We start from the raw sequence: 14,291 nt of genomic DNA on the forward strand, positions 1-14,291 counted from the left end.
GTTTGATGCAACGTCCTACAAAACGAGCTAGGTTTATGCGAGGAGTAGTGGCCCCAATTTTTGGCCTTCTTGCTGCTCTTAGTATTGTTCTTGGTGTGCTTAATGCAACTGTTTGGAAGCCAAGCTCTATTGTTTCGGCGCATGCAAACGTGTATGGGTCTAGATACATTGTTACAGATCCAGGCGTTTTGAATCTTGTTGACTATAGGGTAAAAATTAGCGTTGCGGCACTAAATAGTCGCAAGCCGATTTGCGTTGCAGTTGGCTTAGCTAAAGATGTTCGTGGATGGACTAAGGGTTATTCCGTTCAGCGAATAACGGGTCTTAATAATTGGAATAGTCTTTCTACCGATGTTATGAATGCAGACGATAACGCGCGCGTAGATAGTGCAAAAACGGACGATTCTAAGGTTTCTAAAAACGTTTCTAAAGATGCTTCTAAAGACGTTGATTTTAAGGATTCCGATTTATGGACTAACGCCACTTGCCAAATGGGTTTGGCAAAGTTGTTTGTAAATGCTGCCGACTTTGAGCAAGTGGGGAATGCGGCGGATTTAGCGTTAAAGCAGGAGTCGCAAGAGGGATTGCAAGCGAAAAATAACGTGCAAAGTGATGCTCAAAATGGCGCGCAATCGCAGACTTCTCATCAAAAATTGTCGTCGGAGTTGCAATCAAAAATTGCGCGTAGGGTTCTTATAATCGATCTTGGCAAGAATTCTCCCGAAGCTTTCGTTGAATTGCGTTGGCGCAGGCATAATCTTCCTGATTTTGCTACTCCTATGTATTTTGTAGGAGCGCTGTTTATTTTGCTATGCGGCCTTTCGGCTTCTGTGTTTGCAATGGCTCCGCATCGCAGACGAAACAAGCGACTTGTTGCAAGCAGAACGGGCTTGATTAGTGTTGAAAACAATAGTCAAGAAGAAGTTAAGTTCTCGGAGGCTTTGGCTGGAACAATAGCTGGCATTTTTGGTAGCAACAAAGACAAAAAGTCTAAGCACAAAGTGGGTTCTGGTGCGCATGCGCGTCATGGAGTTCACGCAAGAACGCGTACAACAAAGTCGCAAGCCGCTGTAGATTCTTCTATAAGCGTAAAGTCTGGTCTAAATTCTTCTAAGACTGCCGCTTTAGACGAAACAACTGTTATTTCTAAAGATGACTTGCAAGCTTATTTTGCAAGGCTTGCGAGCGAGTCGAGTTCTGATTTTAAGGGCGATTTTGCGGCGGAGAATAATGCGGCAAGGAATAATGCGTCGGAGAATAATGCAGCGGAGTCTTTCGACTTGTCTAGCGCGAATCAGTCGGAGCAATCGAAGGATTTGCATGAATCTGCGGAATCTAGCGAATCTAGCGAATCTAGAAATTCGGGAATTGCAGGGAAGTCTGGAAAATCTCAAAAATCACAAGGCGCATCTAAATCAGAAGATGGATTTGCAAAAAAGCGCTACAAGAAGGAATCGTATAAAGATCGCAAAGATCGCAACGATCGCAAAGAAAATTCTGCTGGAGGCTCCAAGAAAGCCAATCGCGGTGAGCGTAAAAATCGAGATGGCATAATGGACGCAGAGTTTCGTAAAGACGACGATAATCGTAAGCGCGATAATCGCATTGGCGAAAATCTTGGCAAATCGTTGGAGGCTGGCGATTCGAGTAGCGCGAAGCCTGGTGAAGCAAGGCGCAAGTCGCGCAACCAGTTTAACCAGCGTGACTACAGAAGCCAAAATCGTGGCAAAAGTCGCAAGTATAAAGGCTCAGAGAATCGCACGAGTGGCTATGCAAGTGGCGGAAATACCAACGGCAACAAGGACGGAAATAAGGCCAGTAATAACGCCAATCATGATGCAAATGGCTTTAATAATGCTGGCCATCAAAATGCCAGCCGCCAAAATGGTTCCCAAAATGGCTCCTCAAAACCTTCAAAAAACCGCAAAAAGTAACGTATTTTGGAAAGTGTGACTATGTTTTATGCGCATAAAATTAAGCACTACGCGCGTTTTGCGTGTGCTTCGGTAATTGCTTCGGCAATGTGCCTTACGCTTTGCGCTTGCGAAGGCCAAGTTCCTAAGGCTGCAGAAGGCTCTAGCGTTAAAGAGCTTCCAGATGTAACGCCAATCAAAGAAAAAGATATACGTTTAAGAGTTTTGCGCTCTTTAGAAAAAGCTAACGAAGAGAAAAACGCAAGTAATCTTGCGGAATACATGAGTGGCCCTTCGGCTCTTGTGCGCGCAAGTGAGCTGGCGATTGCTGCAAAAACGGGCAAGCTAGATGCAAAAACCACTATTCCGCGTGAAGTTGCTCAAACAATTGTGCCAACAAACGCAAGTTGGCCGCGCGATTTAATGACAATTACCACAACAACAAAAGACCAGCAGTCTAAACGTTTGTTGGTGATTCGCCAAGATAGCGCGCGCTCAAACTACAAGCTTTGGGCTGTTGCAAGGCTTTTCCCTGGTGTGCATTTGCCAAAATTCCCAGTTCCTTCAATCGGAGCTTCTATGGGCAAAGCTAATGATTCGGGGCTTGTTATGTCTCCACACGCGGCTGCGACTGCATATGCGGATGTTTTGCAAAGAGGAGAATCGAGCAAGTTTTCAAAGTATTTTGCTGACGATTACTTGCGATCGAAACTAAGCGAGCTTTCTAAAACAGTTCAAGCTGGAATGGAGCGAAATAAGGGATCTCAAGAACAAGTTTTTACTCCTGTAACAAACCAGATTAGCGTTATGCGTGCAAGCGATGGGAGTGATTTGGTTATTGCTCGCATTGATTCAGTTTGGACTAGAAAAGCTGGAGAAGGCCGCGAATCTAGGCCAGCTTCCGACGAAGAAAAAGCGTTATTTGGGGATTCTAAAGCCACTTCTACAATGCGCGTAACTTATGTGAACGTTGTTGCTATGGTTGTGCCTCCTGCTGGCTCGGACGCAAAGATTATTCCTGTTGGAGCGGAGCGTCAGCCTATAAAAGTGGAAGCGTTGTAGAAGCGTTGTAGAAGCGCCTTAGGCTTTCGGTAATGCGTTTAACGCTTTAGAGATATTTGTAAAGCAATACAAGCAAAAGAGGAAATATGGTTGATTCACAATCTATGGGCATGAATCCAGGCGGATTTTCGCTTGCTGGAGCAGTAGACCTAGAAGGCGTAAAGCGCAAAGCGGAGGCTCTTGCAAAGCGCGAAGCTGCCGAAAAATCTGGCAAACCGCAGTCTAAAATTCCGCTTGCAGGCGGATACGTGATTGATGTTAATGATCAAACTTTCCAGGCAATGGTTCAAACTTCCGTAAGTTTTCCAATTATTTTGCTTGTTTGGCAAAAAAGTGACGAAACTTCTTACGACTTAGCGCAAAAGCTTGCGGATTCTGTTAGCGCCTTAGATGGCAGAATGCAGCTTGCTCGAATTGATGCGGATGAAAGCCCATCGATTGCTCAAGCTTTGCGTGCGCAGCAGCTTCCAGCTGTATATGGATTGGTTGGGGGCAGGCCAATGCCTATTTGCCAAGGATTGCCTAGCGAAGATGAGTTGAATCAGATTTGTAGTGCCATTTTGCCGCAATTAGTTAAGGTTGCGGAAAAGTCTGGTGTTGCTGGAACGGCTCCTTATGTTGATTCGGCAGATTCTGGTGTAGACGATAATGCGGCGGATTCTGGCGACTCTGCGGATTCTGGCGATTCCTCCAGCATTCCCTCCGAACACAAAATTGCGCACGATGCAGCTATGAATGGCGATTATGCTCTTGCTGCGCGCGAGTATGAAAAAGTATTACAAGCTAATCCGAATGACGAATTGGCATCTCGTGAGCGCGCTAAGGCTTTGCTTCTTAGCAGAAATATGAATACAAACGTTGAGGCTGTGCGCAAGGCTGCTGGCGATAATCCTGGCGATGCTTCCGCTCAGCTTGCTGTAGCAGATGTAGATATGATTGATGGTCACATTGACGATGCTTTTGGCAGGCTTCTTGATTTTCTTGCTTCTCACAAAGATTGCGCAGAGGTGATTAAAAACCGCATGCTTGAGTATTTTGCAATGCTTCCTGCTGGCGATGAGCGCTTGAATCGCGCTCGCCGCCGCCTAGCGATTCTTCTCTACTGATATATCAGATATATCACGCTAAAGAAATTGAGTTAGCTAAAAGAAGGTATTGAAAATGAACGAAGAGAGTCTGCTAAGAAAATTTGGAATGACATCCGAGCAAATTGACAAGGATGTTGAGATTTTGGAAGATGAGAACCAAGATGATGGAGTAATAGGACCTGTATATTATGGGCTACATATGGCCTCTGCACAAGATGAACCTTTAGTTAGTATGACAATAAAACTACCTAAAGCGCAGCTTGAAAGCATAACAAAAGCGTCGAAAAGTTACCATATAAGCAGAAGTGAGTATGTTCGCAGAAAGCTTGCAGGAGCTGTTAGTTAGTAAAAGAAAAGCCAAGATTCGCATTCGTGAGAAATATGCGATTCTTGGCTTAAGTAGCGGGGCATGGATTTGAACCATGGACCTCTGGGTTATGAGCCCAGCGAGCTACCGAGCTGCTCCACCCCGCGTCGGCTACTTTTAGCAGCTCTATCTACGATAGGGGCAAATTTGGATTTGTCAAGTCTTCGGCGTGTTTCTCGCATAATTTTATAGCGCAAGCAGTTTAATTCTAAACAAATGTGGAGTATAATAAACAAGTGACTAAAGCGAGTTATTAAGAATTTGCATAATTTCTACAATCGCAACACTCGTTAATAATCAGCAATATAACTCAAATATGACTCAAATGTACAAACTAAGAGTAGAATCAGCTTTTTAGAGATATGTTTTCGTTTCGCACATACGTCAACGAATGAATTTACAGGATTTACGGTTTTACAAACTAGCTTGTGAATAACTTTATACTTAGCGCAACTGTATTGTAAAAGAGTCCTACAAGGAGGCACGAATGAGTGGAGCTATCGAAGTTTTAGCGAAAGCTGCGCATATAAATGTTGCGGCGTTGCTAGCTTCAGCAAAGCCAGAGATGCCAAGCATTAATGACTTTTTGCCGCCAGAGATTTTATTCCAAGGCACACCTTTTGCCATGAATCGAATTATTATGGTGCGTCTTATTATGGCCGTAATCATTATGATTATTTTTGGCATTGGAGCAGCCCGCGCAAAAGTGGTTCCAGGAAGATTCCAAAGCGTGCTAGAAATTCTAATGGACTTTGTGCGATTTAACATTGTGTACGAAATGATTGGCGAAGAGCGCGGAAAGCGTTATGTGCCAATGATTACAACTCTTTTTATAACAATATTCTTCTTTAATCTTTGCTCAGTTATTCCAGGCTTAAATATAGCTGCAACCGCAACTATTACAGGGCCATTAGTGTTTGCTCTTTGGGTTGTGTGCCAATACTTAATCACTGGAATTAGAGAAAAAGGATTCCTAACGTTCTTCCGCGAATCCTTGTTCCCAGCAGGCGTGCCATGGCCAATTTACTTTATTCTTACGCCATTGCAGCTGCTGGAATTGTTGATTGTGCGACCACTTTCGCTTACAATCCGTTTGTTTGCGAATATGATTGCTGGCCATTTGCTGGTGGCCACTTGCCTAGTATTCACCAACTTCTTTGTGGTGGATTCCAGCAATAAACTCCTTGCCTTAGGCGGTGCATTATGGCTGCTTGGTGGCATTCTGTTTACAGTATTCGAAATAATAGTCGCAGGTTTGCAGGCGTTTATTTTTACCGTTCTTGCATCTGTGTATATTTCGGAAAGTTACCCCGAGAAAGAAGAAAAATCTGCTGTTGCTATTGCATAAATAGTTAAATCTAGTTAAATCTAGTTAAAATAAACAGATAAATCAGGTTTAATAATCTTAGGGTTTATAACTGGTTACTGTTCCTAAAGAAAGGAAACCAATGAATAGTATCATCGCTCTCGCAGGATTGACGGGCAACCTTAGCATTCTCGGCTTTGCCGTTGCTACTCTTTCCCCTGCTATCGGAATGGCAATGGTTGTATCCAAGGCTATGGAATCCACTGCGCGCCAGCCAGAAGTCGGCAACCGTATTCAGTTGTTCATGTTTATTGGCTTGGCATTCATCGAGGTTCTGGGCTTGCTCGGATTCGTTGCCTACATTATGGGAAGCTGAACCGAACGAAACAACTCGTTCCAACGCATACAAGTGTTGAAAGAATAGAAAGGACAAGCCATGGCATATGCAGCCGAAACTAATAAACTGGCGTTGTTCTTGCCGGAGCCTTACGACGTTATATGGTCGCTGGTTATTTTAGTTGTTCTTGCAGCGTTTTTCTACAAGTTCGTTATGCCTAAATTCCAGGCAATTCTTGATGAGCGTGCAGAAAAAATCGAAGGCGGAATGGCCAAAGCAGCAAACGTGCAGCGTGAAGCTGATGAGTTAAAGAGTCAGATGGAAGAAGAACTCTCTAATGCTCAAGCAGATGCTGCAAAGACTCGCGAACAGGCTCGCGCACAAGCTTCCAAGATTGTTGATGAAGCAAGACAGCGTGCAGAAAAAGATGCTGCGAAGATTATTAGTGAAGCTCAGCATTCCATTGAAGCTCAGCATAAGCACGCCATGACTAGCCTCCAAGGAGAAGTCTCGGTACTCGCTGCGGCATTAGCAGGCAAAATTCTTGCGTCTAAGCTAGACGACGATACCGTAGGCTCCAAAATCATTGATCATGTGATTGATGAAGTAGGAGACGTTAAGGATTCGGCGCAAAACAAGTAGTTAAAGCAAGCTTTCACTAAGTTTTATGTCTTAGTGTTGCTAATGCTACTTGGTTTTGCATAAATGAGGAGGTACGGATGCCAGAAAAGGCATCGCGAGTAAGCGAAAACTTATCGCGTTCTTCGCTTGCGCAAGCCATTTCAGATGCTCATGACGAAGCTCAACGCATATCTGATGAGCTTTCAACAATGATGGATACGATCGAAAAGTATCCAGAGCTTTCTGATGCCATTACCGATCCAAATAGGTCTTCGGAAGATAAGTCTCGCTTAATTGACGAGCTTATTGGAGGTAAGGCACATCCCGTTGTTTTGCGCATTATGCACTACCTTGTAGGAACTTGGCACGGTGGCGCAGAAAGTGGCAAGACGGGCAGCTTTGGCGGCGCATGGTCTGGTTTTGAGCGCGAAGCAGGCGAAACTTTGGTTACTGTTACAACCGCTCAGCCTCTTACGGATAAGCAAATCAAGCGTTTGATTGAGATTTACAGCAATAAGTTGGGTCATCGTGCGTACATAAACCCAATCGTAGATCCAAACGTGCTTGGTGGAATGCGTATACGTATTGGCGATCAAGTAACAGACCGCACAATGTTAATGCAGCTTAAGCAGCTGCAGCGTTCTGCGCGCAATGGCGCTTGGACACAGGCAGTGAAGTAATAAATTAAGGAGAATTATGGCGGAACTATCTATTGATCCCGCCCTTATACGCAAGGCACTTGACGGGTTTGTTGACTCGTACAAGCCAGCAGACATGCCAACGCAAGAAGTTGGATATGTTGTTACGGCTGGTGACGGCATTGCGCACGTAGCTGGATTGACTGGCTGCATGGCAAACGAGCTGCTCACCTTTGAGAACGACACACTGGGCCTAGCGTTTAACCTTGATGCTCACGAAATTGGCGTGGTTATTCTAGGCGATTTTACGGGCATTGAAGAAGGGCAGGAAGTTTACCGCACTGGCGAAGTGTTATCTGTGCCAGTGGGAGACGCCTATCTTGGTCGTACAGTAGACCCATTGGGTAATCCGATTGATGGTCTTGGTGCGATTGAATGCAAGGAGCGTCGTATTCTTGAAGCCCAGGCTCCAGACGTGATTCATCGTCACCCTGTGGACGAGCCTTTGTCTACTGGCTTAAAGGCTATTGACGCAATGACGCCAATCGGCCGCGGTCAGCGTCAGCTGATTATTGGCGATCGTCAAACTGGTAAAACAGCAATCGCAATCGATACGATTATTAACCAGCGCACAAACTGGGAAAGTGGAGATCCAAAGAAGCAAGTTCGTTGCATTTACGTAGCAATCGGACAAAAGGGTTCAACAATCGCATCTGTACGTCAAAGCCTCGAAGAAGCAGGCGCTATGAAGTACACAACAATCGTTGCAAGCCCAGCTTCGGATTCTGCAGGTTTTAAGTACATTGCTCCATATACTGGTTCTGCAATTGGCCAGCATTGGATGTACAACGGCAAGCATGTTTTGATTGTTTTCGACGACTTGTCTAAGCAAGCAGAAGCATATCGTTCGATTTCTTTGCTTCTTCGTCGCCCACCTGGGCGTGAAGCGTACCCAGGCGACGTGTTCTACCTTCACTCTCGTCTGCTAGAAAGATGCGCAAAGCTTTCCGACGATATGGGCGGCGGCTCAATGACTGGCTTGCCAATTATTGAGACCAAGGCAAACGATGTTTCTGCATACATTCCAACCAACGTGATTTCTATCACCGATGGCCAGATCTTCTTGCAGTCCGATTTGTTCAACGCAGGTCAGCGCCCAGCAGTTGATGTTGGTATTTCCGTGTCTCGTGTTGGTGGTGCAGCTCAGGCCAAGGCTTTGAAGAAGGTCTCTGGCATGCTTAAGATTTCGCTGGCTCGTTACAAGTCTTTGGAATCCTTTGCAATGTTTGCTTCCGATTTGGATGCAGCTTCCAAGGCTCAGCTCACTCGTGGCGCTCGCTTAACCGAGTTGCTTAAGCAGAAGCAGTTCTCGCCTCGTTCCATGGAGCAAGAGGTTGTTTCCGTGTGGGCTGGTACTCATGGAAAGTTAGACGACATTCCTGTAAAAGACGTGCTTCGCTTTGAAAGCGAAATGTTGGATTATCTAGATAAGGGAACCGACATTTTGCAAGTGATTCGCGATACCGAGGACTTTACAAAAGAGACAGAAGCAAAGCTTGATGCAGCAATCGAAGATTTCCGTAAGTCGTTTAAGACTTCTGCAGGAAAACCTTTGATTGTTAAGGATTCTTTGCCTCCTGCCGAGAATCCTGCTCCTGTTGAGAAGGAAAAGCTTGTTGCAAAGCCAAAGTCGGATGGTCGCGATTCAAGCAATAACGAGTCTGAGGGGAAGTAGCGTATGTCTTCCCAACTTGCATTGAAATCGAGAATTATTTCCACACAGTCTTTGGGTAAAATCTTTAAGGCTCAGGAAATGATTGCGTCTTCGCATATTGCAAAAGCGCGAGATATTGCGCTTAACGCTAAGCCATACAGCGACGCAATTTTCGATGCCGTGCAGGCGTTGGTAGCTCATCACGAAGCAAACATTAAGCATCCAATCTTTGGAAAAGAGCGTGCAGGCAATCGCGTAGCCGTTCTGGCGTTGACTTCCGACCGCGGAATGGCGGGCGCGTTTACGTCTTCGATTATTCGAGAAACCGAGGCGCTGCTTACAAAGTTAGACGCCGAAGGAAAGCACGCAGAGTTGTATGTGTATGGTCGCCGAGGTGCAACCTATTACAAGTATCGTAATCGCGACGTTGCAGGCACTTGGGAAGGGTCTACGGATCATCCTGATGTAACAATCGCAGAGCGAATCTCCGATACTTTAATGGACGCGTACATGACTCCCGAAGAAGATGGCGGTGTTAGCGAGCTTTACATTGTGTTCACTGAGTTTATAAACATGGTGAGGCAAAAGGTTCGTACGCTACGCATGCTTCCAGTTGAGCTGGTTCCGTTAAAAGACGGCGAAGAGTTTGCTATGCATAGGCCTGACTACGAGGCGGCTTCTGGCCCTTCGGCTTCGCTTTCGTCTACGGGTGCGGTTTCGGCGCGTGAAGAAGCTGTTAGTCGCAGCAATCCAGATGCTGTGGAATATTGCTTTGAGCCTAGCCCAGACGAGGTTTTGGATGCAGTTTTGCCAAAGTATATTCAGTCGCGTATTCACGAATGCTTGCTTACATCTGCAGCTTCCGAAACAGCTAGTAGGCAAAATGCTATGCACACGGCTACAGACAACGCCCGCAATTTGGTGGATGATTTAACGAGAAAGCTTAATGCTTCTCGCCAGGCTTCCATTACACAAGAACTTACCGAGATTATCGGCAGCGCTGATGCGCTGAATAATGAGGAGGAATAGGAGCATATGGCTGAAAATCAGACCACAGCACCTCCAGAAGATGCAAAGGAAAGCGACCCAACGGCTGGCCGCGTAACCCGTGTTCAGGGTTCCGTGATTGACGTTGAGTTCCCAGTTGGCTATCTTCCAGATATTTACAATGCTCTCAAGGTTGATATCAACACCGTTGGAAACACGGAAGGAGATACCGTCCACGAGATTACATTGGAAGTTGAGCAGCACCTTGGTGATTCAACTGTGCGAGCAGTGGCGCTTAAGCCTACGGACGGTTTGGTTCGTGGTGCTTTAGTGCGAGATACTGGTGGCCCAATTTCTGTGCCTGTTGGAGATGTTACAAAAGGTCACGTTTTTGACGTTACTGGCAATATTTTGAATGCAAAACCAGGCGAGAACATTGAGGTGACTGAGCGCTGGCCAATCCACCGCAATCCACCTGCTTTCGATCAGCTTGAGTCTAAGACTCAAATGTTTGAAACAGGCATTAAGGTTATCGATTTGCTTACGCCTTACGTTCAGGGTGGAAAGATCGGTCTGTTCGGTGGTGCAGGCGTTGGCAAAACCGTGTTGATTCAGGAGATGATTCAGCGCGTTGCTCAGAACCACGGCGGTGTGTCTGTGTTTGCTGGCGTTGGCGAACGTACTCGTGAGGGTAACGATTTGATTGGCGAAATGGCTGAGGCTGGCGTTTTGGAGAAGACGGCGCTTGTCTTTGGTCAGATGGATGAGCCTCCTGGGACTCGTCTTCGCGTGCCTCTTACCGCTTTGACTATGGCTGAGTACTTCCGCGATGTGCAGAATCAGGATGTGTTGCTGTTTATCGACAACATCTTCCGCTTCACTCAGGCGGGTTCCGAGGTTTCTACGTTGCTTGGTCGTATGCCTTCTGCAGTTGGTTATCAGCCAAACTTGGCAGACGAGATGGGTGCGTTGCAGGAGCGTATTACTTCTACGCGCGGCCATTCTATTACGTCTCTTCAGGCTATTTACGTGCCTGCAGATGATTACACCGATCCTGCACCTGCAACAACGTTTACGCACTTGGATGCAACTACCGAGCTTTCGCGAGACATTGCAGCTAAGGGTATTTACCCAGCTGTGGATCCTTTGGCTTCTACTTCTAGAATTTTGGATCCTCGTTATGTTGGTCAGGCTCACTACGATTGCGCTAACCGCGTAAAGGCCATTTTGCAGCGTAATAAGGAGCTTCAAGACATCATCGCTTTGATTGGTATTGATGAGCTTGGTGAAGAAGATAAGACCACTGTGAGCCGCGCTCGTAAGATTGAGCAGTTCCTTGGTCAGAACTTCTACGTGGCCGAAAAGTTTACTGGCCGCCCAGGTTCTTATGTTCCAGCAGACGAGACGATTGAGGCGTTTACGCGCATTTGCGATGGCGTTTACGACGAGATCCCTGAGCAGGCGTTCTCTGGCATTGGTGGCATTGACGATCTTGAGCGTCGTTGGCACGATATGCAGCAAGAGTTTGGTGCGTGATTATGGCAGAAAAGCAAGTGAAAACGCTGCACGTTAGTGTGGTTGCAGCCAGGCATCCTGTTTGGGAAGGCGATGCTAAGTTTGTTGTTATTCCTTCTGTGAATGGCGCAATGGGTGTTCTTCCTGGGCATGAGGCTGTGCTTGCGTTGATTGATCACGGATTTGTAAAGGTTGACGATTTGCAAGGCGTTCGTCACGTTTTTAAGGTGACTGACGGCTTTTATTCCGTTGACAACGATCACATTACGATTGCTGTTGAGCATAGTTGCAATGTTGATAAAGACGGCAACGTTTTGCCCAATGCAAAAGTGATTTAAGCCTAACTCTTACGGTTTTATAAGACCTAAGTTTCATATATTGCAGGAGTTTGCGATTATTTATCGCGACTCCTGCTTTTGTTTTATCTGGTCTGAAAAGGTTATAACAATACATTAGGGGGGTAGGGTATCTGTATACTTTGTAATGATTTAGTTTAAGCCTAAATTGAATCACTTATTGTGCTGTTTTAGCAAATAGGCTCTTCGCACGATGATTCGTGATGAGAGGAAAGGAAAAGTATGTTAAGTAAAAAAGCGATTGCCGCATTTGCAGCGGTAGCGACTTTTGTTTCGGGAATTGCGTTTGCAATGCCAGCGTTGGCTAGTAGTGCGACTCCAGTTCCAGCGAAAAGCACTGGAGAATCTGCTAAACTCTCCCCTCTAGATACACTTAAAAAACGCGTGAACGATTCTGGTCTTCTTAAAAGTGAAATTGATGAGATTTTAGATTATGTAAACAAAAACGAGTCGAAGGTTACCGGTCGTCGTGACGATAGTGAGAACAATGCTGTTGTTAAATACGTAAACGACAAGATTGTTGAGTATCGTGCTATGCATCTCGACGTTATTGGTTTGCATGATCTTGCTAAGCAGGTGCGTGAAGCTAACGACTTCAAGTCGGCATCTGATATTTTCTTTGGTGCCAATGGTAAACCTGCTACTAAAGATGATCGCGATAAGGCTCAAAGCGCATACGTTAATGGCAAAGCTGCTTTAGTTAAAAAAGCTAAAGATGAGGGTCTTACTTTAGTTGCTAACAAGATTAAAGAGTCTAATTACAATTCTTTATCTTCTTTAGAGGATTCGCTTAACGAAGCAGAGAAGTATGCTAAGGAAGACTTAGTTAAGCAAGCAAAAGCTAAAGGTTTCAACTTTACTGCTACTCTTATAAGCAAAGCTGCGACTCTTAATGGCGCTCGTGCCTTGCTTAATGAAGCTCAAAAAACAATTACAGATACTCTTGTTAAAAGTATGGCAGATCTTGGCATATCGGAGGAAGATTTTCAGAAGGCGTTAAAGGAAAGTGGCAAAAGTGCAACTCCTTCTCAGCTTGAATTATTTAGAAAAGAAGCGCAGGAACATCGCAATGCTCAAGAAAAGCCTTATGCTAACGCTGTTGAAGTAGCGCAGTTGGTTGATGGAGGAACATTTACACCTACTGAAGAAGAGAAAGCTGCTGCTACAAAATTCCTTAACAGCATAAAAGATTTTGCTAATAAGCCTTTCGACAAATTGACTACTGCTGAAGCAAATAAAGCAGGCGCTGCTGCCGTGGAATTTAATAATAAGATTTCTGCAGCTCTTAAGAAGTCTGTTAAAGAATATAAAGAATATAATGAAGAAAAGGAAGATTTAGCTAAGCAGGCAGAAGAAAAAGGACTGCGTTTTACCGCTAAAATAATTCGCGATTCTAAGAAGTCTAATTTGGATCTTTTAAAGAATCTTCTTGCAGAAGCGGAAAAGATTAAGAAGAGTGAGTCTGAAAAGGCTCAGACCCCAGGAGCTTCTGGTGATGTTCTCCCAGATAAGTCGGAAGATAAGCCTGCAGATAAGCCTGGTGATAAGCCTGCAGATAATCCTGCAGAAAAAGCTCCATCTGCTCCTTCTGCTTCCGATTCCAATGCTACTCAAGATTCTTCTGCTGAGCATGGACTAGCTAAGCCTGAGTCTTCTGAAAAGACAGCTCAAGCTAAAGCCGTAGTTCCTGCTGCTCCTAAGAGCGTTAATGATCTTAAGCCAGAATTAAAAGGTACGCTAAAAGTTGGCTCCAACAACATTGCTGTTGCAGGTTCTGCAAACAAGGTTTTTGTGAACGTTAACAACAAGGCGTTCCTTGATCGCCTGCATAGCGAGGGTTCTGTGCGTGCTTATGTGTTCATGTATTCTACTCCTAAGCTTTTGCGTGGCGTGGATGGTAGTGATTACGTGACTGTTAAGCTTGGCGCTGATGGTGTTCCTTATTTCGATGCGCAATTCCCTGCTGGTTATTCTGGTAAGCATACTGTTGTTCTTGTGGATGAGCAGGGCAATCAGCTTGCTTGGACGGATATTACTGTTGCGAATAGTACGTCTGGCCAGGGCAATGGTAAGGGTGTTTTGCCTGTTACTGGTGCTGCTGGCGTTTTAGTGGCTTTTGCTGCTTTGATGTTTGCGGCTTCTGGTGCAGTGTTGCGTAAGGTGCGTAGCTAATTAATATTACTGCTGCGTGTTAGCGCTAGTGTTTTAGGGCTTTCGCGTGTGTTCGCTTGCTTGTTTTCTTGTTTGTTCGCTTGCGTTCACACTCGAAGGCCCTTTTTGTATTCCGCTTATTGCTGTAGATGATGTTATAAAGAGTGAGGATTTGAAGGATCATTGTTTGCAGGAAATCAAGGAATTGTTTGACGGTAGGATGATTAGTAATAAGG

At 45.3% G+C, this 14,291-nt stretch carries 13 protein-coding genes and 1 tRNA gene; 13 read left to right on the plus strand and 1 reads right to left on the minus strand.

Annotated features, from left to right (window positions below; genetic code table 11):
• The first annotated feature begins 5 nt into the window (after positions 1-5).
• From ACPEIW_RS00785 to ACPEIW_RS00800, 4 genes are all read left to right on the plus strand, one after another.
• Complete coding sequence (locus ACPEIW_RS00785) at positions 6-1,934, plus strand: hypothetical protein (protein ID WP_425663837.1); 1,929 nt, start codon at positions 6-8, stop codon at positions 1,932-1,934.
• Positions 1,935-1,955: 21 nt separating this feature from the next.
• Positions 1,956-2,975, plus strand: a complete 1,020-nt coding sequence (locus ACPEIW_RS00790) for a hypothetical protein (RefSeq protein ID WP_425664354.1) — start codon at positions 1,956-1,958, stop codon at positions 2,973-2,975.
• 86 nt (positions 2,976-3,061) lie between these two features.
• Positions 3,062-4,081 (plus strand): co-chaperone YbbN, encoded by a 1,020-nt coding sequence (locus ACPEIW_RS00795; protein ID WP_425663839.1) that lies wholly within the window; start codon positions 3,062-3,064, stop codon positions 4,079-4,081.
• A 55-nt stretch (positions 4,082-4,136) separates the two neighbouring features.
• Positions 4,137-4,409 (plus strand): hypothetical protein, encoded by a 273-nt coding sequence (locus ACPEIW_RS00800; RefSeq protein ID WP_004131531.1) that lies wholly within the window; start codon positions 4,137-4,139, stop codon positions 4,407-4,409.
• Positions 4,410-4,463: 54 nt separating this feature from the next.
• Here the strand turns inward: ACPEIW_RS00800 and ACPEIW_RS00805 are convergent.
• Positions 4,464-4,537 (minus strand) — tRNA-Met (locus ACPEIW_RS00805).
• A 380-nt stretch (positions 4,538-4,917) separates the two neighbouring features.
• Here ACPEIW_RS00805 and atpB point away from each other — a divergent pair.
• The 9 genes from atpB (at position 4,918) to ACPEIW_RS00850 (ending at position 14,076) form a co-directional block, all read left to right on the plus strand.
• Positions 4,918-5,778 carry a F0F1 ATP synthase subunit A gene (gene atpB / locus ACPEIW_RS00810; RefSeq protein ID WP_425663841.1) on the plus strand — a complete coding sequence of 287 codons (861 nt, stop codon included), beginning with the start codon at positions 4,918-4,920 and terminating at the stop codon, positions 5,776-5,778.
• Positions 5,779-5,878: 100 nt separating this feature from the next.
• Entirely contained in the window at positions 5,879-6,112 is a 234-nt protein-coding gene (gene atpE / locus ACPEIW_RS00815) for an ATP synthase F0 subunit C (RefSeq protein ID WP_004105752.1), read from the plus strand.
• A gap of 60 nt (positions 6,113-6,172) precedes the next feature.
• Positions 6,173-6,715, plus strand: a complete 543-nt coding sequence (locus ACPEIW_RS00820; protein WP_004133623.1) for a F0F1 ATP synthase subunit B — start codon at positions 6,173-6,175, stop codon at positions 6,713-6,715.
• Between the two features lie 77 nt (positions 6,716-6,792).
• The gene (locus tag ACPEIW_RS00825) at positions 6,793-7,374 is read left to right on the plus strand and encodes a F0F1 ATP synthase subunit delta (RefSeq protein WP_004131534.1); all 582 of its coding nucleotides are present in this window, start codon (positions 6,793-6,795) and stop codon (positions 7,372-7,374) included.
• A 16-nt stretch (positions 7,375-7,390) separates the two neighbouring features.
• Positions 7,391-9,067, plus strand: coding sequence for a F0F1 ATP synthase subunit alpha (atpA, locus tag ACPEIW_RS00830; RefSeq protein WP_016795901.1), 1,677 nt, complete (start codon positions 7,391-7,393; stop codon positions 9,065-9,067).
• A gap of 3 nt (positions 9,068-9,070) precedes the next feature.
• On the plus strand, positions 9,071-10,075 hold the full coding sequence (locus tag ACPEIW_RS00835) for a F0F1 ATP synthase subunit gamma (protein ID WP_004131536.1): 1,005 nt from the start codon (positions 9,071-9,073) through the stop codon (positions 10,073-10,075).
• 6 nt (positions 10,076-10,081) lie between these two features.
• Positions 10,082-11,569, plus strand: a complete 1,488-nt coding sequence (gene atpD, locus ACPEIW_RS00840; RefSeq protein WP_004133619.1) for a F0F1 ATP synthase subunit beta — start codon at positions 10,082-10,084, stop codon at positions 11,567-11,569.
• A 2-nt stretch (positions 11,570-11,571) separates the two neighbouring features.
• Complete coding sequence (locus ACPEIW_RS00845) at positions 11,572-11,886, plus strand: F0F1 ATP synthase subunit epsilon (RefSeq protein WP_016635638.1); 315 nt, start codon at positions 11,572-11,574, stop codon at positions 11,884-11,886.
• Positions 11,887-12,126: 240 nt separating this feature from the next.
• A complete protein-coding gene (locus ACPEIW_RS00850) occupies positions 12,127-14,076 on the plus strand; it encodes a hypothetical protein (RefSeq protein WP_425663845.1) in 1,950 nt (649 codons plus the stop codon).
• The last annotated feature ends 215 nt before the right edge of the window (positions 14,077-14,291 follow it).

It is taken from the genome of Gardnerella piotii, assembly GCF_049815665.1.
Classification (GTDB): Bacteria; Actinomycetota; Actinomycetes; order Actinomycetales; family Bifidobacteriaceae; genus Bifidobacterium; species Bifidobacterium piotii.